At 64.5% G+C, this 19,794-nt stretch carries 19 protein-coding genes; 4 read left to right on the plus strand and 15 right to left on the minus strand.

Annotation, left to right across the window (positions count from 1 at the left end; all coding sequences use genetic code 11):
- Positions 1–330 precede the first annotated feature (330 nt).
- The gene (locus AB7C87_RS09165) at positions 331–639 is read right to left on the minus strand and encodes a non-histone chromosomal MC1 family protein (RefSeq protein ID WP_369729134.1); all 309 of its coding nucleotides are present in this window, start codon (positions 637–639) and stop codon (positions 331–333) included.
- Positions 640–865: 226 nt separating this feature from the next.
- Between AB7C87_RS09165 and AB7C87_RS09170 the strand changes: the two genes are divergently transcribed.
- Positions 866–1,063: a hypothetical protein gene (locus AB7C87_RS09170; RefSeq protein WP_004215684.1), complete on the plus strand. Its 198-nt coding sequence runs from the start codon at positions 866–868 to the stop codon at positions 1,061–1,063.
- 275 nt (positions 1,064–1,338) lie between these two features.
- Here AB7C87_RS09170 and pheT read toward each other — a convergent pair whose 3' ends face one another.
- The 13 genes from pheT to AB7C87_RS09235 all read right to left on the minus strand — a co-directional run bounded on the left by pheT (position 1,339) and on the right by AB7C87_RS09235 (position 16,218).
- Entirely contained in the window at positions 1,339–3,060 is a 1,722-nt protein-coding gene (pheT, locus tag AB7C87_RS09175) for a phenylalanine--tRNA ligase subunit beta (RefSeq protein WP_369729135.1), read from the minus strand.
- The gene (pheS, locus tag AB7C87_RS09180) at positions 3,060–4,586 is read right to left on the minus strand and encodes a phenylalanine--tRNA ligase subunit alpha (RefSeq protein ID WP_369729136.1); all 1,527 of its coding nucleotides are present in this window, start codon (positions 4,584–4,586) and stop codon (positions 3,060–3,062) included. The genes pheT and pheS overlap by 1 nt, the downstream gene beginning before the upstream one ends.
- A 306-nt stretch (positions 4,587–4,892) precedes the next feature.
- Positions 4,893–5,105: a hypothetical protein gene (locus AB7C87_RS09185; protein ID WP_369729137.1), complete on the minus strand. Its 213-nt coding sequence runs from the start codon at positions 5,103–5,105 to the stop codon at positions 4,893–4,895.
- A 45-nt stretch (positions 5,106–5,150) separates the two neighbouring features.
- Positions 5,151–6,569, minus strand: coding sequence for a prolipoprotein diacylglyceryl transferase (locus AB7C87_RS09190; protein WP_369729138.1), 1,419 nt, complete (start codon positions 6,567–6,569; stop codon positions 5,151–5,153).
- 157 nt (positions 6,570–6,726) lie between these two features.
- Complete coding sequence (locus AB7C87_RS09195) at positions 6,727–8,403, minus strand: tryptophan--tRNA ligase (RefSeq protein ID WP_369729139.1); 1,677 nt, start codon at positions 8,401–8,403, stop codon at positions 6,727–6,729.
- A 145-nt stretch (positions 8,404–8,548) separates the two neighbouring features.
- On the minus strand, positions 8,549–8,854 hold the full coding sequence (locus AB7C87_RS09200) for a hypothetical protein (RefSeq protein WP_369729140.1): 306 nt from the start codon (positions 8,852–8,854) through the stop codon (positions 8,549–8,551).
- 99 nt (positions 8,855–8,953) lie between these two features.
- Positions 8,954–9,826, minus strand: coding sequence for a DUF7351 domain-containing protein (locus AB7C87_RS09205; protein WP_369729141.1), 873 nt, complete (start codon positions 9,824–9,826; stop codon positions 8,954–8,956).
- A gap of 5 nt (positions 9,827–9,831) precedes the next feature.
- Positions 9,832–11,061 (minus strand): tubulin/FtsZ family protein, encoded by a 1,230-nt coding sequence (locus AB7C87_RS09210; RefSeq protein WP_369729142.1) that lies wholly within the window; start codon positions 11,059–11,061, stop codon positions 9,832–9,834.
- A gap of 242 nt (positions 11,062–11,303) precedes the next feature.
- Positions 11,304–12,350: a tRNA-intron lyase gene (gene endA, locus AB7C87_RS09215; protein WP_369729143.1), complete on the minus strand. Its 1,047-nt coding sequence runs from the start codon at positions 12,348–12,350 to the stop codon at positions 11,304–11,306.
- A gap of 248 nt (positions 12,351–12,598) precedes the next feature.
- Positions 12,599–13,375, minus strand: a complete 777-nt coding sequence (locus AB7C87_RS09220; RefSeq protein ID WP_369729144.1) for a DUF91 domain-containing protein — start codon at positions 13,373–13,375, stop codon at positions 12,599–12,601.
- 93 nt (positions 13,376–13,468) lie between these two features.
- Positions 13,469–14,353, minus strand: a complete 885-nt coding sequence (gene phnE, locus AB7C87_RS09225) for a phosphonate ABC transporter, permease protein PhnE (RefSeq protein ID WP_369729145.1) — start codon at positions 14,351–14,353, stop codon at positions 13,469–13,471.
- Positions 14,350–15,117, minus strand: coding sequence for a phosphonate ABC transporter ATP-binding protein (gene phnC / locus AB7C87_RS09230; RefSeq protein WP_369729146.1), 768 nt, complete (start codon positions 15,115–15,117; stop codon positions 14,350–14,352). Before phnC ends, phnE begins: the two co-directional genes overlap by 4 nt.
- Positions 15,118–15,153: 36 nt before the next feature.
- Positions 15,154–16,218 carry a substrate-binding domain-containing protein gene (locus AB7C87_RS09235; RefSeq protein ID WP_369729147.1) on the minus strand — a complete coding sequence of 355 codons (1,065 nt, stop codon included), beginning with the start codon at positions 16,216–16,218 and terminating at the stop codon, positions 15,154–15,156.
- Positions 16,219–16,678: 460 nt separating this feature from the next.
- Here AB7C87_RS09235 and AB7C87_RS09240 point away from each other — a divergent pair, with 460 nt between their 5' ends.
- Both AB7C87_RS09240 and AB7C87_RS09245 read left to right on the plus strand, forming a co-directional pair.
- A complete protein-coding gene (locus tag AB7C87_RS09240) occupies positions 16,679–17,191 on the plus strand; it encodes a P-loop nucleotide/nucleoside kinase family protein (RefSeq protein WP_369729148.1) in 513 nt (170 codons plus the stop codon).
- 106 nt (positions 17,192–17,297) lie between these two features.
- Positions 17,298–18,470: an HD domain-containing protein gene (locus AB7C87_RS09245; RefSeq protein ID WP_369729149.1), complete on the plus strand. Its 1,173-nt coding sequence runs from the start codon at positions 17,298–17,300 to the stop codon at positions 18,468–18,470.
- 23 nt (positions 18,471–18,493) lie between these two features.
- Here AB7C87_RS09245 and AB7C87_RS09250 read toward each other — a convergent pair whose 3' ends face one another.
- Complete coding sequence (locus AB7C87_RS09250; protein ID WP_369729150.1) at positions 18,494–18,799, minus strand: MazG-like family protein; 306 nt, start codon at positions 18,797–18,799, stop codon at positions 18,494–18,496.
- A 101-nt stretch (positions 18,800–18,900) separates the two neighbouring features.
- Here AB7C87_RS09250 and AB7C87_RS09255 point away from each other — a divergent pair, with 101 nt between their 5' ends.
- Positions 18,901–19,752 (plus strand): inositol monophosphatase family protein, encoded by an 852-nt coding sequence (locus tag AB7C87_RS09255; protein ID WP_369729151.1) that lies wholly within the window; start codon positions 18,901–18,903, stop codon positions 19,750–19,752.
- The last annotated feature ends 42 nt before the right edge of the window (positions 19,753–19,794 follow it).

The following is a 19,794-nucleotide window of genomic DNA, read 5'->3' on the forward strand; positions in this document are numbered from 1 at the left end:
ATAGACAATCTCTGCACACCTGAACTCATATCTTGAGTGGATGTGGACACCACAACCTGTATAAGTCTATTTATTAGTTGGACCAAACAATAATATGCTTTGGATGTCCACCCCCTCAGTATATACACCTAGAGGGATTCGACGGTTGGCAACTCGTAGGAGAGATAACTCGAGATTCGTCGGCTATTCCAGGATTTGTCGCCTCATCAGAACACCACTGTCGTCAGAAGACATTCGACTGTGGTGACGGGTCCGTGCGGAGTATCTCGACGCCGCTCGTACCGACGAAACGAATCGGGGTTCAACTCGAGAAACGTACGCGTCGGCCGATCACTCGTCTAGGTGCTCGATTCCCTTCTTGGAGACGTTTGCCTCCGTAATCTCGCTTGGCATCCAGTCGGGTTTGTCGTCGGGGGCAGTCTCCTCCCAGGCCCAGCCGTCGTAGATGTGGACCTTCTCCGTCCCTTTCTCCCGGAGTTTGAGTTCGACCCGGTCGGCCGCATCCTCGCTGGAACCCGGCTCGAGTCGCCGGGCGGCTTTCAGCGCCGCCTGACGCGGCGTGTTTCCCGAGAAGACACTCGACTCGTCCCCGTTCGATTCCCGCAGTGCAAAGTTGCGCTTACCGTCTTCGCGTACCATGGTTTTACCTCCGTGTCAATTCAGCACACGGCTTGACATAAAGATATCCCCGAAAACCGACCGACAGCGTCGGTATATTTAAGTGAGTTCGGTACGCTACTCCACCGCACCATCCGAATCTATCCGACTCGTTTTCTCCCGTACTGGTCGTCTGTGACGGTCGTCTGTTTGGTCGTAGAAAACACTTAAGTATATCCTACGGCGAAGTTCGTCATAGAATCCCGCGATGGTACGGAAAAAGAAGCTGAGTCCAAGCGGTGCGAAAGACGAAGACGGCAACTATCACAACGTCCACCTCAACCTCCACGAGGACGAACTCGCAGTCGCGGGGATGGACATCGGCGACGAGGTTTTCGTACGAGTCCGGGACGGCAAGATCATCATCCAGAAAGCAGACGAGGACGACGTCGAACACGAATTCTAACGAAATTTTACTCTGCGGTCTATCGCGCTCGCGCGTTCAGCGCGAGCGCGATGTCCCTCGGTAAAATCTTCAAAAGACCGCAAGCGCTCTTTTGGACATCGCGGAGCTTCCCTCCGCTCAGTTTCGATCAAAAGCACTCCTCCTTCCTCTCCGCTCGTTCCACTCGCTCCGAGTCAGTCGTCGGCCCGCTCGCTCACTTCGTTCGCTCGCGGTACAGTTTCTGACTCGTCACCACCGGGCAGTTCCTGCATTCAAAAGAGATCGCCAGCGGCCGGTCAGCGCAGGGCCTCGAGGTCGAACTCGAAGCCAGCAACGGGCACCTCGAGGTCGTGTTCGACGAGCACCTTCGGGTGGATCTCGCCGATGACGCCGACCTCCTCGCCGTCGATCACGATGCTCGCGGTTCGACCCGGGATGTAGGTCGGGTGGTCGGTGGGCGGCGTCTCGAGATCGACGTCGAATCGTCGACAGAGCGCCTGGAGGCGGGCCTTGGCGTCCTCGTAGCCGGCCTCGTGGCTGGCGAGGACGGCCCCGACGCGGCGGCGCTCTCTGACGCCCGTGTTTTCGCTCTCGTCGACCGCGGCGGTGAAGCCGATTTCGGCGAGATCCTGGGGGTACGCCCGGTGGGTGTTTCGCTCGAGAACCATCAGTAGCGAGGACATTACCCAGGTCCGGAGCATGGTGTAGTCCTCGCTGTAGGGGCCTTTGATCGTCGCGGGCTCGCCGGCGCCGTAGACGTCCGCGTCGGGCGAGACGTCGAGTCGGTCGAAGTTCTCCGCCTCGCTGATCATGTGGAAGTTGAGCAGGTCCTCGAAGCCGAGTCCGACGAGCTGCGTCCGGACGGCGTCCTCGAGTCGTGAGCGTTCGTGACGGCCGCCGACGGTGCCCACGTCGGGGTACTTCGGCTCGAGGTCGTTGAAGCCGTAGGCACGTCCCAGGTCGTCGATGACGTCCAGCGGGTGGAGCACGTCGACGCGGTACGGCGGGATCGTCACCTCGTAGATCAGATCGCCGTTTTCTTCTTTTTCCGCTGCGAGTCCTGAGCGCTCCGCGAGGTCGATCACTTCCTCGGGGTCGAGGTCGATGCCGAGGATCGTCTCGATGCGATCGTGGGCGACCGTTTTCGTCTTCGTCGAGAGGTCGGGACGGACGAGTTCGCGTCCGCCTGAGTCGCCGTCGGGATACTCCACGGTCACGGACTCCAGGGTCGCCCCGCGGGCCGCGAACGCGTAGCAGACGACGTTCAACATCTTGTCGATCGTCCACTGGTCGGTGCCGGTCATCTCGACGAACAGTTCCCGGGAGTCGGTCGAAACCTCGGTCCGACGGCCGTTGATAACCGGCGGGAACGAGAACAGCCCGAGATCGTCGTAGATCGCCGGATATCGCTCGTAGTCGCTGACGAGGTCCGCGTACGTCTGGCCCGTCTGGTGTTCCTCGAGAACCTCGCCGGGTGTCAGTTCTCGGTCGGAATCGAGGGGGACGAACCGATCGCCGTCGGGTTCGACGCCGACGTACTCGATCGTGGGGTTGCCCGCTGTCGCCGGACTGCCTTTCAACATGGTCAGATCGTGAATCCCGATCGCACCCTTCGCACGCTTTCGCCCCATCGTCGCGTGCAGTTTCTCCTGCAGTTGGATGAGCGACTCGAGGCCTTCCTCGTCGAGATCGACGTCCCGGATCACTGCGCCGGTCACGTACGGACGCTCGTTCGGCACCGAGTCGTCGACGACGATGGTCCACTCCGGCGAGTTCGTCGAGGGAACGTGCACGCCGCGTGCGTCGCCATACTGGTAGCGAAGCGAGCGCGCGACGCCCTCGACGGAGAGTCGGTCGAGCCGGTCAGGGGCAAACTCGAGTTCGAACGCACCGTCTTCGGTTCGGCCCTCGAACTCGAGGCCGAGGCCGAACAGGTCCTCCTTCAATTCCTCGTCGCCTTTCTCCTCGCGGCCGGTCAGTTCGCGCAGTTCGTCGGGGTCGATGTCGACCGTCGGCATCAGTAAGTCACCTCTGTCTCCCGCAGTAGCTTCAGATCACACAGCGTTCCGTGGATGTCGCGGATGTCCTCGAAGCCGTACATGAGCATCAGCAGCCGTTCGAGGGCGAGCCCCCAGGCCATCACGTCACAGTCGACGCCCAGTGGTTCTAACATCTCCTCGCGGAAGATGCCCGAGTTACCGATCTCGACGAGTTCGCCGGTCGTCGGGTGGGTACCGAACAGTTCGAAGCTCGGTTCGGTGTAGGGGTTGTAGTGGGGTTTGAACTCGATGTCCGTGATGCCGAACTGGGCGTAGAACTCCTCGAAGGTGCCCATCAGGTCTCGAACGGAGAGATCCTCGGCCATCACCCAGCCCTCGATCTGGAAGAACTCGAGTAAGTGTGTCGGATCGAGCGTGTCGTTGCGATACACCTTCTCGACGCTGAAAAAGCGCGCCGGTGGCTCGATCTCGCCGATCTGCTCGCCGGAGAGATAGCGGGTCGACAGCGAGGTCGTGTGCCCGCGGAGCGCGAGCGCGCGGGCGAACTCCTCGTCCCACGGCGAGTGATACCCCTCGCCGTCCGGGCCGACGCCTTCCCTGTGGGCGCGCTCGACGTCTGCCACGAGTTGCTCGGGGAGGTCGTCGATGTGGGTCGGCGCCTCGAGGGCGAACCGGTCCCAGTGCGTTCGGGCCGGATGGTCCTGGGGCATGAACAGGCAGTCGTTGATCCAGAAGTCCGCGTCGACGTGGGGGCCTTCCATCTCCTGAAAGCCCATGCCAACGAGCGTCTCCTTGACGCGCTCTGCGGTCTGTCGCAGGATGTGGACTCGTCCACCCTCGAACCGCTCGGCGTCGGCCTCGACGTTGTACTCGGCGAACTCGACGTCCGCCCACTCGCCGCTGGTCAGCAGTTCCGGCGTCACCTGGCCGACGGTCTCGGCAGTCTCGATCCCCGCCATCAGCTCCGTGACGGCCAGTTCGGTGAGCGTCACCTCGCGGACGGTCGACTCGGAGCGCTCGAGCAATCCGCGTCGCTCGAGTTCCGCCAGGACGTCGCCGTCCACGTCGACGGCGTCGGCCGCGCGCTCGTCGGTTCCGGCGAGTTCCTCGAGCGCGCCCCCCTCGGCGTCGACGTCGGGTTCGGCGTCCGGATCGGCGGTGATCTCACCGCTGTCGATCGAGCCGTAGCCCTTTCGCGCGTAGTTCGAGAGCGCGATGTCGACCCCTGCTCCCTCGAGTCCCGACGCGCCGATCACTCGCCCCATCTGGGCGGGTTCGTCGGCCGCGCCGGCCTCGAGTGCCGCTTCGTACAGCCGGATCTCCGGCAGTTGTTCGTCGGCGTACGTCGCGCCTTCGTCGGTGAGCGTGATCGTTTCGTCGACGCGTTCTTCGACGGCGACCAGCCCCTCCGCTTCGAGTTCGAAGATCGCCCCGGTGATGGTCTCCGGCGGAAGGTCGGTCGCCTCGGCTACGGCGTCGACGGACGTCGCCTCGTCCGCGCTCGCGGTCTCTAAAACCGCGACCTGTGATTCCTTCAGTTGCATTCGCTTGTTGGTATGGCCGTGTGGCGGTCAGTTAGCGGTTCCGACTCGACGCCGGTCTGTGACCGGCGCATTGTGGACGGTTTCGCCGCGAGCGCCCGATGTGGGCCCCCGCGGGTCCGCCGTCACTCGAGTGACGCGAAAAAGAAACCGAACCCCGAACGCGCACGCTGTGGCTGGCTGACGACGCTGGCCGTGTGGGATTCGGATGCCATACTCGTTCGATGCGATGGAGCGAGCAAAAGCGTTACGGGGCGGCGAACTCGATCCGAACGGGACGCTCTTGTGAACCGATCGTGAGACGCTCGATCAGGCGCTGTCGGACTCTTCGCGGGGAAGGTCGTCGCGTCTCGAGAGATAAACGGGTACCACGACGAAGCCGGCGGCGGGAACGAGCACCCCGAGGTGATACGCGGTTGGATTTTTGAGCCCCCGCCGTTTCGCGTCGAAATAGACGAGAATACTGATCGGAACCTGTACGACGAGTACGCCGGCCAGCAGGAGAGCCACTATCTCGTCCATACTCGCTTGTTCTTTTCAACTCGCTAAACTGTATCTTTCGGCGCACTACCCGTCCGAAATCCGCGTCGTCTCGAGCGAGCCCGATCCCATCCAGACGAATCCAGATTCCTCGGCGGTCGCCTTGGCCTTCGGGAGCGCCGCCGGATCGAACTCCTCGTCGAACTCGAGGCGCGTTTCGTTCGGTTCGGTCGCTGGAAGCTCCGGGAGGAACTCGTCGTCCTCGAGGACGCCCTCGACGGAGACCGCACCGCCTGCACCCAGCGCCATTCCGAGCGCCCGGTAGCGGTCGTCCTCGGTCTCCCACTCGACGTCCGACCCGAAGGAGTCGTTCGAGACGCGGGCGGTTTTCGTCGTCCCGGAGAGCGTTCCGAATCCCGTCGACTCCTCCTCGGAACCGGGCGATCCCTCGCCGCGTGCCTCGTCGGGTTCACCGCCCGTGGCTCCGGGCGAACCTGTGTCGTCGTCGGTCTCCTTCGAGTCGCCTTCGTCGCTCATTCGCGACACCGTCGGCGATCCACGGAGTTCGAATCCGTCGGTTTCGCCGGTTCCGTCCTCGTCCGTCGCCGTCGACCACGTCGGCTCCGTCGTCGGCTCCTCGCGTGACCGAGATTCGCCCTCGCCGCGCGTCTCGGATTCGTCTTTCGTCGACGACCGGGCGTTCGACGCGGGTTCTGGCCCCGATCCCGATTCGGCCTCCTCGATGAACGACGCGACGTCCTCGAGCGTCGCCTGGGAACTCTCGGCCGACGCTTCCGGATCGTCGGTCCTCACACCGGCTCCGTCGCGCTCGCGCCCGCTTGCCCAGGCTGGCCACGGTTCGTCCTGGCCGTCTCCCTCTGGGGTCGATACTCGCGTTTCACTCGGAACGTACATCTCGAGTCCGTGTTCGGGCAACAGCGGTCGGTCGACGGCCTCGATGCGCTCCCCGTAGCGTTCTTGCAAGTCCTCGAATTCCTCGCCGTCGACCAGCGCCGCACGCCACCGATCGACGCCGTCGGAGAGCAAGACGAATCGAGCGCCGGTTCCGGCGAGTAACGTCTCGTCGATTCTCGCGAGGATCGCCGGCAGGTTGTCGGTTCCGAGTGGCGAGTCGGGATACTCGAGGGTCGCCTCGCGTCGCCGGCCGTTGTGGTCGACGACGCTCGCCGAGAGCCTGTCGCGCGAGACCGCCGTCGCGCAGTCGAACGACCAGCCGACGGCCTCGAAGACGCCGGCGAGTTCGGACTCGAGACTTTCCTGGGAGTACCGCGCCGAACAGGAGACGCCGCGGTCGCTCCGGGCGATCATCCGCCGGAGGACCGCCACCCGGTCCCGTCCGTCCTCGAGTGCGTCGGCGAGGACCTCCTCGAGTGGCCCGTCGGTTCCGCCCTCTCTTTTGATCTCGGCCGACGTGACGCCGAACGCGCCGAGGACGTCGACGCAGATCAGGAGTCCCTCGTCGCTGTCGGGAGGATCGGGGACCATCCTAGCTGACGGTTTCACGAACAGCCGTATATATCTACGTCAGACGTGGTAAGATATTGTCACTACGTGGTGAAAAATACGTTCCACGATACCACCGTTGCGCTCGAGTCCATCGAATCGGCGCGCAGGTGGTCTCGTCGTCTCGGCGACTCGAGTGCTATCGTCGTCTCGGCGACTCGAGTTCGATCTCCGCCTCCTCGAGAAGTTCTTCGACTTCCGCGCGTTTCTCCTGGTGTTCGGCGAGGAACTCGCGCATGAGCTCGGCGGCCTGCTCCTTGCAGTCGCCACAGAGGCGCTCGCCACCGACGCACTCGTCGTAAACCAGTTTGGCGAACTCGTCGTCGTCGCCGGCGAGCAGGTAGGCGTACAGCTCGTAGACCGGACACTCGTCGGCCCGGCCGCCCTTCTCGCGTTGTTCCTCTGCGGTCTCGCGGCCGCCCGTCGTCGCCGATTTGACCTTGTCGTAGCCCTTTTCGGGGTCGTCGAGCAGGGAGATGTGGCTTGCCGGAATCGACGAGGACATTTTCCCGCCGGTGAGGCCGGTCATGAAGCGGTGGTAGATCGACGATGGCGGCCGGAAGCCGTAGCCGCCGTTGTCGACCTCGACCTCGCGGGCCAGTTCCTCGGCGTCGGCGAGGTCCACCTCGAAGGCGTCGACGTGGTTCTCGTAGACCCGTTTCTCGCCCTCGACGGCGTCGATCAGCGCCTCGAACGCCTCGTCGGTCGCTCGCCGGTCGAAAAACCGCGTGCGGGGGCGAATCGGCTCCATTCCCGCCTCCTCGAGTTTCGTCAGGACCGAACTCAGGGTGTCCGCGTCGGTCTCGAGGTCGGCGAGTGGCGTCTCGGCGAGCGCCTCGGCGACGTGAGTACACCGTAGCTGGTCGTCGTCGAACTCGGCGGGCTCGAGTTCCTCGTAGAACTCGGCGACGAGGTCGCGTTCCTCGGGCTCGAGTTCGAAGCTGGCGTAGGCCTTCGAGACCTTGAAAAAGCGCATCCGTTCGGCCAGATCCCGCGCCAGCCGGACGTGGGGATCCTGGTCGGGACCGACGGGGATCACTGTCGGCTTGGGTTCCTCGAGTTGCGGATAGAGGATATCGGCCATCTGGGTGACGACCGACTGCATGTGTGAGACGTCGGTCTCGCCGTCGAAGCCGTAGATCGACTGGAACTCCGAGAAGTTGGCCTCCGCGCCGAGTTCGAACGCCAGGTCCTGGACCTCCCGGTTTTCGGACTGGCGGTAGAGCGTCCCCTCCTCGGGGTCGAAGCCGAGTGCGAGCAACGAGAGGAGGTAACTCCGGGCGTGTTCGTCGATCTCCTCCCAGCTCATCCCGCGGGCGGCGTGGGCCTCGAGGTCAGCGATCAGGCCGTAGGCGTCCGCGCCCTGTCGTTGGTGCCAGATGATCTCGTCGAAGACGAGCTTGTGGCCGATGTGAGGGTCACCCGTCGGCATGAATCCAGAGAGGACGGCCGCGGGCTCGCCCTCGCGCATCGCCTCGGCGACCGGGCGGTAGTCGCGGTGACCGAAGATGACCCCCCGTCGCATCAGGTAGTGGGGGTGAGGGACCTCCTCGAGCACCTCGTCGAACTCCTCGATGCCGAACTCCTCGAACAGCTTGCGGTAGTCGGAGACGCTCGAGGAACCCCAGGGGTCGAGCGCGACGTCGTCGACGGCTCCGCCGTCTGCTCGAGGAACCTCCGATCCCTCGCCGTCAGCGCCTGCGGCTCCGCCGTCGGCGCGGAGGGTCGGCGCGGATCGCGATCCGTCGCCTCTCTCACCACCGTCGGTCGTCGGTTCCCCTGACTCGGACTCCTCGAGTGGGTCGTCTCCGGTCATCAACACCGCCTTGGCGCTCTGGCTCGCAAAAACCTTCGCTTCTGCTCCGTCGCGGGCTACTCTCGACGGAGCCACAATCCCGCTCGACTTCCGTGGCGTGGTCGCCTCGAACGGTTACTTGGCGCCCTCCGGTCGTGATCGCCGTTCACGCCACATCTCGACGAACGATCGCGACCGACCACTGCCAGGCGACGTCCGACCGCGGATCGCGCGGCCTCGAGACGTCGACCCGGAGGCACAAGCGGGTGCCTGGAACGCACATCGAACGATTGCGTCGGAGCCAACGAACGAACCACGCGACGCCGGCGGTCGAGAGAAGTCCGGCGGCGGCGAGGGACGGGGAGTCGATCGCGATCATGAGGCCAAAGAGAATGCCTGTCGCGACGAACCCCATCGCGACCGATTGGCCGGTGATCCGGCGTCCGCGCGACGGTGGTGTGTGCTTCCACATACGAATTCTTCGGAGCGCTCGCACTATAAGTGTAATCTGAAACTCATTTCTGTACCGAAAGTTACTGAAATCGATTTCAGTCAGCGGACGGATACGGCGTCAGTTCGCGGGATTCGTGTCGACGTCGACGATCTCGACGCGTTCGTCGAACGTGACGACCACCGTCCCGCCTGGGAGGTCGAACGTCTCGCGGACGCGGAGCGGTTCCTCGGACGCGACGCTCGTGTGCTCGTCTGTGACGCGGTGATCGACCGACCAGTACACGTCGTCGCGTTCCCAGCCACAGCGGTGAACGACCGGGCGCACGTCGTCCGCGTGAAGCGCGACCGTTCCGAACGTAACGCACGTCGTATACGTACAGATCGAACACTCGAACCGAGGAACGCGATCGAATCCCAGCGACGGCGGGACGTCGGCCGTGACGGTCGCGCTCAGTTTTCCGGCACACTCCGGACAGATTCGGTCAGTGACGAGCGCGGCCTGCCGATCGGACCAGCGGTCGAACGCCCGAAACACTTCCACCGGTGACCGATTCGCGGCAGCCGCGGGCGGAAACGGTACGGCGAGTATTCGTTCCCCGCAATCGTCGCATTCGATCTCGAGCGTCTCGTCGTATCGCCCACAGAGCGCGTCGCTGCCGCACGCATAACACGTCCCGGGTACGTTCGTCGTTTCGATTTGCGGCCGTTCGGTGTACGTTCCCGAGAGCAACGCGTAAGAGATCCGTCGGCCCGCTTCCGTGAGTCCGTACCCCTCTTCGGTTCGCTCGACGAAGTGATCGACGAGTCGTTCGAGGTGGTAGTTGAACTGGCCGCTGTCAGTCACGTCGACGGCGTTTCGAAGCTCCGAGAACGTAGCAGTGTTCGAGCCCCGTTCGACCAGAGCGAGCAGGATTTCGGCGCGAATATCGTTTCCGACGATCGAGAACGCTTCGATCGGCGAGAGACCAGTCCCATCTTCGTTCGGCGACATCGGTCTCACTGGCCGCCGCGACCGGTCGGCTCGTTTCTCGCTCGCATCTCCGCTATCCGCTCGACCGGATCGACGCCGGCGAGGACGATGACGACGAAGACGAGGTCCGTCCCGGGTCGGGGTGCGTCACCGCCCAGAACCTCGACCGAGCCCGTCGTCGACTCGATCGTCTTTCTGGCATCGGTGATCGCTCGCCGGTTGAGCCACTCGGGCGGTCCACCGACGATCAACATCCCGCGTTCGGCGTTCTCGCGCTCGCACTCGAGGGTGAGCTTGCCGCGCAGCGCCTTGCTGACCGTGGTCTCGATGGCGCTCACCGCCTCGGCCGCCTCGACCGACGGCTCAGTCGAGAACAGGCCGAGACCGAACCGCGAGCCACGTTCGGCCTCGACCCGTTGCTCGCCGTAGCCGAGCGTCACCAGATCCGTTCCGTCGCCGAGGATCCGCCCGACGTCGTTCGCGTCGATGACGGTTTCGGCGTCCGGCGTCGTCGTCTCGTCGCGTACGTCCGCGGTCGCGCCGAAAAACGCCGCGATGCGCGTCGCGATCTCACCGTTGAGTCGATGATGTCCCTCGACGAGTCGCTCGCCGGGTTTCAGCCAGCGCTCGTTGTCGAAACAGACGACGGCGTTCGCGAGCCCCTCGAGACGATCGAGCGTTCGGATCGCGTTCTCCTCGGCGAGCGGGCGGGTCATCGGCTCGGGTTCGTCTTCGTCCTCATCCGCGTCGTCGACTGTCGTCTCCACGTCAGTGTCCGGTCCCGTGGCGTCCGTGCCGACGTTCACCGCGCGGTCGTCGTCCGACTCCGGAGGCGTGAGTTCGCGCTCGGCCGGCAACGTGGCGAGGACGTACACCGGCGCGTCGTACACCGTCTGAAGCGTCGCGACCAGGCTGGGTGCGGTCCCGCCGCCGGTCGCCCCGCCGAGACCGACGACGACGAGAAACGCGTCGGCGATCGACGGCTGTCCCCGGTCGAGTTGGCGTTCGAGTTCGTCGGCCGACTCCTCGCCGATCGCCACTCCGCGACTCAAGTTTCCGTTGAGGCCGTTCTCGACCGCTTCGCCGTACCGATACCGGTTGTCGTCCGGAATCGAGAACAGCTCCCGCAGACAGGTCGCGTCCGTATCGAACGCGAACGCGTTACCGACGAACGAGCGCTCCGCCGGCTCGGCGTCCAGGATCGCATCGGCGATCCGACACCCCGCGCCGCCGACGCCGATCACCTCGAGTTGCATACCGCCATCTATCGGTCGACGGGGGTTTCACGTTTCCGGACCAGTTTCGACAGCGCTCGCGACGTTCGCCACGCTCAGTGGCGTCCCAAGGCCCCACCGATGGGAGAAATCGTGCGGCGAGCGTCGATTCCGCTCGACAGTCGACGTTCGGAACGGTACTCAGACGGTTTGCTGTCGGTCAGTTCCGGTGAGACCGCGACCCGAGCGGCGGTCTCACCGGCACATCGCGACAGTAATCCGTCTCAGGGCGTCAACCGCTCGAGTGACCACCACTCCACCTCGCCTTCGTCGACGAGCGCGAACACCATCGTCTTGCGGACGCCGTGAGCGAGTCGCACGTCGAGTGCGAGGTCCCGCGGTTCGAAGACGTACTCGTCGGGATGGACGCGGATCAACAGCTCGGAGTGGCCGAGGTCGTCGACGGACTCGACGTCGGCGTACGTCCGGAAATCCGCGCCGAACTTGTAGCCTGTCTTGGGGACGATACCACGGTCGCGAAGCGCCGCGTACACCCGAAATCGCCGCCGAAACCGCTCGCCCTCGACCTCACGACCCCGGCGCCTGACGGCCTCCGGATCGAGATCGATCGCGTCTCGTTCGGCGAGGTACGTCGCCTCGAGTAACGAACACTGGAGCGTCGGCCGATCGTACTCGCGCCCCTCGAGAGGTTGGCCGTAAAACGCCTCCTCGTACAGCTCGAGGGGCGGATCCCAGACGACGACGCGGTCGGTCAGCAGATCGGCCGCAGATCGCTCGGGAAGCTCGCTCTCGGTGGTTCCTTGCGGTTCTTCCGGGCTCACGTCGAAGTAGGTAATCTCACTTTCCTCGTCGACGACCGCCAACACGCCGTCTGTGAGTTCACTCGCCGCGACGTCGGTCCGCTCGCCGATGATCGTCAGCGCGTAGGCGATCTCCCCGTCTCCGGGTCCTTTTCCCCGGGGGAAGACGGCGAAGTCGGTTACCGGCGGGTCGTCGATCCACGGCTCGGCGGCCGGCGAGAGGTAAAAGCCCCGCGAACGCAGGTCGGCGTAGACGAGAAACCTAACCCCGAAACTTTTCCCAGGCTCGCGGGCGACGAACGATCGGAACGTGAGTCGCTCTCCGGATCGGTCGACGACCGCCTCGAGATCGCCGCGAAAGAGCAGATGGGCGGCCTCGACGGGAGCCAGCGCGATCTCGTTGCCCGAAAGCGGATAGCCGTACCCCCGCGAGTCGTGGTAGCGTTGGCGCGCGTCGCCGCCCACGCGGACGACGCCGGTTTCGTCGTCGTACCGCCCCTCGAGTGACATGGGCGTGGCTTGGCCGTGGGTGATTAAGTGGCTGTGGATCGATCATTTCGCGTGACAACCGGTCGAAAGGCCGGCCGGGAGCGTCTCGACGACCGTTTCCCGTGGGGACCGTGGCGAACCTGACTCGTTCGAGATGATGCCCTCACGCCGGTACAGCAGATCGGCTCATACGGACTCCTGTCCGTCATTCCCACTGAAATCGCGACCCGAGCGGCGGTCCCACTGGTACATCGGTACAGCAGTCCGTATCAGTCGTCGCTCGCCGGTTCTGCCTCGAGCGAGCGCGTCGCCGCGCGATCACAGGTCGCGTCGAGACAGCGGACGCCGGTTCGCGTCTCGAACGTCGGCAGACCGCATGCACACTCCCCGTCGACGACGCCCGCCGGGAGCGCGAAGCCGGTGTCGCAGTCGGGGTAGTGTTCACATCCCGCGATGAGACCGCCCCGACGCAGGATCCGCAGGTCGCCGTCGCAATCGGGCTCGGGACAGCACCATTCGCGATCGAACGCCTCTCTAACGGCGTCGTCGAGCGACTCGCAATCTCGATCGAGACAGACGTTGAACGCGAGGCCGCGTTCGACGCGCATCCGTGGGAGACCACAGTCGCAGTTGCTCTGGTCGGTCTTGATCGTCGCGTCCGCGGGCACGCCGTAGCGGGTTCCGCAGTCGACGCAGTTGACTCCGTTCGATCGCACGAGCGCGCCGCCACAGTCGGGACACGTGCCGACCGGGGCGCCCGCCGCCGACGAGGGATAGTGGGCGAACCCGTCCTGGTCGTGGGCGGCGATCCGGAGGAGTTGTTCGTCCTTTTTCGCGACGAGTGCGAAGCCGTCCGCGCGGTCGCTCGAGACGCTGTCGGCGCGGGTGAGCCACGCGACGGGCTGGTAGCCGTCGATGTCGTGGACGAGGACGGTGTTGTCGGGCTTGACCATCGTCGTCACTCGCCCGCGGTACTCCTCGCGATCGGTTCCTTCGGTGATGACGGTGCAATCGCCCGCGAGTACGCGAATCGCGTCGTCGATCATGCCGCCGTTGGCCGCGTCTCAGTACTTAAACCCGCGTCCGTGTGCGGGTGACCGTCGCGGGAAAACGACCGACTCGGTGCCGGCGCGCTCGAGTTACTTGAGCGCGGATTCGGCCATCCGCTGTGGGAAGCCGACGATGAGCTGGATCAGCCCGTCGGCCTCGTCGTCCTCGCGGAGGTAGGAGCGAATTCGCTGGCTGACCATCTCGACGGCGAGGATCAGGACGAGCACGACCACGATGCCGGCCATCATGTTGGGGAAGTTCCGAAGGCCCTGCTGGACCTCGATGATCTGACCGATACCGCCGCCGCCGAGCAGTCCCAGCGTGACGGCAGTCCGGACGTTCACCTCGAAGATGTACAGGGTCCAGGCGATAAACGACGTTTTGACCTGACTCAGCATGCCGAAGATGACGGTTTGGCCCTTCGAGGCACCCGTCGTCTCCATCGCCTCGATCGGACCGTTGCTGACCTCCTCGAGTTCGTCGGTGAACAGCCTGCCGAGGTTTCCGATCGTACTGACCGCGACGGCGATCATCGCCGAAAGCGGCGAGAGGCCCGCGAGCGGAACGAAGATCAGGAACCAGACCAGCGCCGGAATTGCCCGCGAGACGCCCATGATCCCGCGGAAGATGAAATTAAACGGAAACGGAGTGACGCGTCCGCTTCCGAGGACGCCCAGGAGTAGCGCGAGCGGAATCCCGAACACCGTCCCGGCGAACCCGATCGCGAGGGTGATTCCGGACTCCCTGAAGAGGTTCCGCTCGACGATGAACCACCAGTCGGGGACGTAGTTTCGAAGCGCGTCGACGAAGATCGGCCACTGCTGGTAGAGTGCATCGAACGAGAATTCCACCGCGATCAACGACCGGTAGAGGACGCCCCCAAAGAGAACTGCACCCAGGGCGTACATCAGCCATCGGACTCGTCGACTGAGTCGAATTTCTTCCAGTCGTTGGTCGATCGGTGACGAACTCATCCTGTCACCTCGGATTCGGTATCCTCGCCGCTGAGGAACTCCTCCATGTCGATCCCGCCGTACAAGCGGTCGATGACGTCGAAGGTGAGTTCGTCACGGTAGCCGTCGAAGACGACCTCGCCGTCTGCGAGCCCGATAAAGCGTTCGCCGAACTGTCGGGCCAGGTTGACCTGGTGGAGACTGATCATCGCCGTCAGCCCGCGCTCTTCGGCCGCCGTCCGGAGATATCGCATGACCGTCTGTGAACTACCGGGGTCGAGACTGGCTACCGGTTCGTCGGCCAGAAGAATGTCCGGTTCCTGGACGAGCGCGCGGGCGATCCCGACCCGCTGTTGCTGGCCGCCGCTCATCCGACCCGCGCGCTGTTCGGCTTCGTCGAGCAGACCGACCGTATCCAGTGCCTCGAGCGCCTGCACCTTGTCCGAGTGATCGTTGAATCGGAGGACGCTTCTGAGCAGGTCGGTTCGACCGAGCGCACCGGTGAGTGCGTTCGAGTAGGCGCTCATTCCGCCGATGATGTTGTGTTGCTGGAAAACCATCGCCACGTCGTCGCGGTGTGAGGTAACGGGCTCTCCCTGGACGATCACCTGGCCGTCAGTCGGACTCGTTAGTCCGTTGACACACCGGAGGAGTGTCGACTTCCCGGAGCCCGAGACGCCGAGGACGATCGTAAACTCTCCCTCGGGTATCTCGAAGCTCACGTCGTCGAGGGCGACGGTTTCGCCGAATCGTTTCGTAAGGTTCTCTACGCGAATCGCGGGCATGGGTAAGGTGTGTTCGTCTGGCCGTCTTTCCGCGCGTTACGAGAAGTCTTCGAACTCGAGGCCGAGTTCGTCGAGGACGTCGTCGACGGGTTCGTAGTCGCTCCGGTCGGCCGCTTCGATGCCAGTAAACCAGAGTTCGTAGTCCTCGTCGACGTCGTCGGGGATCAGATCCTCTTCGCCGGCGGCCAACAGCGCTTCCTCCAGTTCGTCTCGGACGGGTGCGTCCCAGTCGCTCCGAGCCATGATCGGCGCGCGCGGGAGCGGGTCGGAGACGGCCAGTAGCTGTAGTTCGGGGTTGTCGTCGTCGATCGCGGAGCCGGCACCGTCGTACTCCGCGGAGTGTTCGACGAACTCGGGATAGTCGTCGAACTGCTCCTGTGGGATCTGTGGCGCGGAGGCGAACGCCCCGGACGCGGCGGCCGCCACGGTCGGGTCGTTGATCATCTGTTCGCGGGCGGTGTCGTGATCTCCCGCCGTCTGGAGATCCAGATCGACAGGATCGCCGTCGGGGAAGTTACCGACGTCGAGTCCTGCATCGCTCAACATCAGCGTCGGTGCCAGCGTCCCGCTCAACGAGAGCGCGGAGCCGACCGTCACCGCCTCTCCCTCGAGGTCCGAAAGCTCCTCGATATCGCTGTCCGGCAGGGTCGTGATCGTCGAGAAATAAAGGGGGCCGCCGAACGCCGTCCGCATGCCGACGACGTCCGCGAAGCCCTCGCCGCCGGGAACGGCCGTCGGCGACGTGTCCGCGATCTCCGCCTGATTGGTCTCGAGCGCCGTGAGCGTCTCGACGTAGCTTCCCGCGCGGATGAGTTCGACGTCGGCGTCCGTCTCGGCCTCTAAGTACTCCGCCATCGGCGTGTACTCCTCGATGATGTCGGTCTGCTCTTCGGCCGGATTGAGGACGAACCTGACGTGATTGTCGTCGTCGTCTCCGTCGCCGTTCCCGTTGCCGTTCCCGTCACCGTTGCCGTTCCCGTTTCCATTTCCGTTGCCGTTTCCACCGAGACAGCCGGCGACCACGCCCGTAAGCGCGACGCCGCCGGTTGCTTTGAGGAACGTTCGCCGGTGACTGCCACCACAGTCTGTTTTCCGGACCATATCTAGTACGACAATCCAAACAATATAAAGTCAATGATGGTTCGGTTGCCTGAATATCCATATTAGTAAAACAATCTATACTGATTTACGTTGTGGACGGTTGAGGTTTGCATCAACCGGGTTTCGACTTTTGGCAGGATTCACATCGTCAGCAGATGAACCAATTATCGTAACAACTGACACGATTCACATACTGATCGCCGAGCTCACGGGTCACTACGTTGCCCGCTCGCTACTCCGCGGTTCTCACTCGTGGTTCGAAAATCGAAGAGTTCCGTCATCACGAACGACCGCTGGTCGTTCGAGCGCCCTCGCTCGTTCCGAACCGCGCTCGCATCTGGCGATCAGGTTACAATGACGTTCAGTGGCTCCGATCGATCGTGCTCGCCCTGTCCCAGATCCGTGATCTCCCAGCGGAGAATCCGGTCCGATTTAGTAGGAGTACTTCACACAGACGGTCGTGTCCCGTCCAACGCTGATCGTCTACTGCGGGTTGCCTGGGGTGGGGAAGTCCGCGGCGTCCGCCTATACGGCTACACACGCTCCTGCCGAACGATACCGGAGCGACGAGGTCCGGAAGGAACTCTTCCCCGAACCGCGCTACACCTCAGCGGAGACGCTCGCGACGTACGACGAACTGCTCGAGCGCGCGCAGACGGCTCTCGAGCAGGGAACGGACGTCGTCCTCGATGCGACGTTTCGGACGAAGCGGCTCCGCGATCGGGCCGAGTCGGTCGCTCGGGAAGCGGGTGCTCATTCCGTCTTCGCGCGCGTCGTCTGTGACGAGCGGATCGTGAGGGAACGCCTCGCCAACCGAAACGGTGGCGTCAGCGACGCCGACGTCGAGGTGTACGAACTCGTCCGCGACTCGTTCGACCCCGTCGAACGCGACCACGCCGTCATCGACAACTCCGAGTCGCTCGAGACGACGCGGCGACAGATCGACCGGCGGGTCCTGCAAACGGTTCCGTGAATGTCATCCGTTCCGACTCGCCAGTCGCTCCAGATCCGCGCCCGCTCCGACTCGGCGACCGCTCCAGATCATCGCGTCTAAGGCCTCTTGTCTCGAGCGTTCGAGCATGACCACGGTCAAGGATAGCGTTCACGACTACATCGAACTCTGCCCGACGGCCGAGGCGCTTTTGGATACGGCCGCGATGCAACGACTCCGGTACGTCCGTCAGCTGAGTACCGTCCAGCTCGTCTATCCGTCGGCCAATCACACGCGATTCGAACACAGTCTCGGCGTCTACCACCTCGCCTCCCGTGCGGTCGACCAGCTCGGACTCGAGGCGGAGCTGGCCGATCGGATCCGGGCCGCCGCGCTGGTTCACGACGTCGGCCACGGACCGTTCGGCCACCAGACCGAGGCCGCGATCGAGCGCCACCTCGGCCGCCACCACGACGAGATCGAGTGGCTGCTCGCCGATACCGAGCTCGGCGACGTCCTCGAGGACTGTGGGCTCGATCCCCGCGAGATCGCCGCGACGGTCGACGGCCGCGGCCCGCTTGGCGAACTCGTCTCCGGCTCGCTCGACGTCGACCGGATGGACTACCTGGTCAGGGACGCCCACCACACCGGCGTTCCCTACGGGACGATCGATCACTCGCGTCTGCTCTACGCGCTCCGCGTCGTCGACGGCGAACTCGCACTCGAGGACAGCACCGTCGCGACCGCCGAGAGCGCGCTCATCGCTCGGACGCTGATGAACGCGACCGTCTACCGCCACCACGTCTCCCGGATCGCCGGCGCGATGCTCGATCGTGCGAGCGAACGCCTACTCGTCGACGGCGTCTTCGATCCCGAGGCGTTCGCCCGACTGACCGACGCCGAACTGCTCGCGGCCTTCGAGGGCCACGACCCGACCGCCGAGTTCGCAACCCGAATTCGGGAGCGTGACCTCTACAAGCGGGCGCTCTGGGCCCGCCGCGAGGCCGTTCCCGAAGACGTCGTCGGTCTCGAGTACGATCGAACGCGTACGGTAGAGCGCGAGATCGCCGACGTCGCGGACGTGAAGCCAAACGCGGTCGTCGTCGACAGCCCCTCGGAACCGAGATCCCCGGAATCCAGGGCGAAGATCCTCGTCGACGGCGACGTTCGTCGACTCGAGGAGCGCTCCTCGCTGGTCGCGGGACTCGACGCTTGCGCCCGAGAGGTGTGGCGACTCGGCGTCTACGCGCCCGAAGAACACCTCGAAGCAGTCCGCGAGGCCGCCTCGAGCGTGCTCGCGGTGGAACCCGACGCTACCTGATACCGTCGAGTTCGCTCTCTCGACTACGCCCCCGATCCGGGCGAATCGGCCGTCTCAATCCGCTGTTCGTACTTCTCGAGTGCTTCCGCGAGCGCCTCCTCGGCGTCGATCTCGAGCGAGTCGGCCAACGCGAACAGCGCGAACAGGACATCGCCGATCTCGTCGTCGGCGATCTCGAGGTCGGCGGGCGAGGCGCCGTAGCCGGTCGACTCGTTCGCATCCTTGCCCAGTTCGCCAACCTCGGAGACGAGATCGAGGAGCCTGAACTCGGGGGGTGTCTCGAGGCCGTGCGTCTCGACGAACTCCGCGACCGCCTGTTGTCCGTCCATACCCGATCCACCGGCGGGTCGGCCAAGAATCGCACGAATGCCGGTGGCGGTGAGCTAGCGGATCGAAACGTTCATCGGATGGCGCTCGAATCGGTGCTGTCATGTACCCGTCACGCTCCGAACTCGAGGCGACGGCCATCGAGGCCTGTCTCGCCGGCGGATCGTACCTGCGGGAGACGTACCGCTCGGGAGAGACCGAGGCCGACCGCCTCGCACACGACGTCAAATCCAGCGCGGACACGGGATCGGAACGCCGAATTCTCGAGACGATCCGATCGCGTTTCCCGGAGCATCGGATCGACGCCGAGGAGTCCGGCGTCCACGACGGGAGCGGTGACGGGGCGTCCTCCGAGTGGATCGTCGACCCCCTCGACGGGACGAACAACTTCGAGTCCGGATTGGCGTCGTTCGCGACGGCGATTACGGTACTCGAGGAGGGTGAGCCGATCCTTGGCGTGGCGTACGTCCCGATGCTCGACGATCTGTACGTCGCCACACGCGGGGAAGGCGTCCGGTACAACGGCCGACCGGTCGGTAGTGAGGACGGTGGGGGTGTCGACGGTAAGAGTGGCGACGACGATGAGGGTGACGACGCGGACCTCGAGCCCTCGACTGCCACGGTCGTCTCCGTCATCGGCCACGACGTCAAACGCGACCCCGACCACGCGGCGGTTTCGGAGGCGATCAACCGCGCGATCGAGGATCGGTGCAAGCGACGCCTCGAGAGCTGGTCGCCGACGGTTCACTGGGGGCTACTCGCACGGGGTCAACTGGACGGGTTCGTCTGTTATCGACCCGACCGCGAGGAACAACTGCTCGGCGAACTGTTCGCCGCGGAGGCGGGTCTCGAGACCGAGCGCGGCGAGGACTGGTTCGTCGCCGCCGGAGCAGATGCGCTGTTCGACGCGCTCCGGGAGGTCGTCGACGAGGCGGTCGACAAACCGGGCGGATAGCGTCGAGGACCCCCTCGCGAGGGCGGCGGGTTCGCCGGGTCA

Source organism: Natrarchaeobius versutus (assembly GCF_041205745.1).
Classification (GTDB): Archaea; Halobacteriota; Halobacteria; order Halobacteriales; family Natrialbaceae; genus Natrarchaeobius; species Natrarchaeobius versutus.

Coding starts and splice junctions, on each gene's coding strand:
- AB7C87_RS09210 (WP_369729142.1), bottom strand. CDS start 11,061: ATGCAACTCGAGGTGATCGGCGTCGGCGGCGCGGGGTGTCGGATCGCC.
- pheT (WP_369729135.1), bottom strand. CDS start 3,060: ATGCCGACGGTCGACATCGACCCCGACGAACTGCGCGAACTGACCGGC.
- AB7C87_RS09185 (WP_369729137.1), bottom strand. CDS start 5,105: ATGGACGAGATAGTGGCTCTCCTGCTGGCCGGCGTACTCGTCGTACAG.
- phnC (WP_369729146.1), bottom strand. CDS start 15,117: ATGCCCGCGATTCGCGTAGAGAACCTTACGAAACGATTCGGCGAAACC.
- AB7C87_RS09245 (WP_369729149.1), top strand. CDS start 17,298: ATGACCACGGTCAAGGATAGCGTTCACGACTACATCGAACTCTGCCCG.
- AB7C87_RS09165 (WP_369729134.1), bottom strand. CDS start 639: ATGGTACGCGAAGACGGTAAGCGCAACTTTGCACTGCGGGAATCGAAC.
- AB7C87_RS09235 (WP_369729147.1), bottom strand. CDS start 16,218: ATGGTCCGGAAAACAGACTGTGGTGGCAGTCACCGGCGAACGTTCCTC.
- AB7C87_RS09170 (WP_004215684.1), top strand. CDS start 866: ATGGTACGGAAAAAGAAGCTGAGTCCAAGCGGTGCGAAAGACGAAGAC.
- AB7C87_RS09255 (WP_369729151.1), top strand. CDS start 18,901: ATGTACCCGTCACGCTCCGAACTCGAGGCGACGGCCATCGAGGCCTGT.
- AB7C87_RS09205 (WP_369729141.1), bottom strand. CDS start 9,826: ATGTCGCCGAACGAAGATGGGACTGGTCTCTCGCCGATCGAAGCGTTC.
- AB7C87_RS09250 (WP_369729150.1), bottom strand. CDS start 18,799: ATGGACGGACAACAGGCGGTCGCGGAGTTCGTCGAGACGCACGGCCTC.
- pheS (WP_369729136.1), bottom strand. CDS start 4,586: ATGCAACTGAAGGAATCACAGGTCGCGGTTTTAGAGACCGCGAGCGCG.
- AB7C87_RS09195 (WP_369729139.1), bottom strand. CDS start 8,403: ATGACCGGAGACGACCCACTCGAGGAGTCCGAGTCAGGGGAACCGACG.
- phnE (WP_369729145.1), bottom strand. CDS start 14,353: ATGAGTTCGTCACCGATCGACCAACGACTGGAAGAAATTCGACTCAGT.
- AB7C87_RS09220 (WP_369729144.1), bottom strand. CDS start 13,375: ATGATCGACGACGCGATTCGCGTACTCGCGGGCGATTGCACCGTCATC.
- AB7C87_RS09190 (WP_369729138.1), bottom strand. CDS start 6,569: ATGGTCCCCGATCCTCCCGACAGCGACGAGGGACTCCTGATCTGCGTC.
- AB7C87_RS09200 (WP_369729140.1), bottom strand. CDS start 8,854: ATGTGGAAGCACACACCACCGTCGCGCGGACGCCGGATCACCGGCCAA.
- endA (WP_369729143.1), bottom strand. CDS start 12,350: ATGTCACTCGAGGGGCGGTACGACGACGAAACCGGCGTCGTCCGCGTG.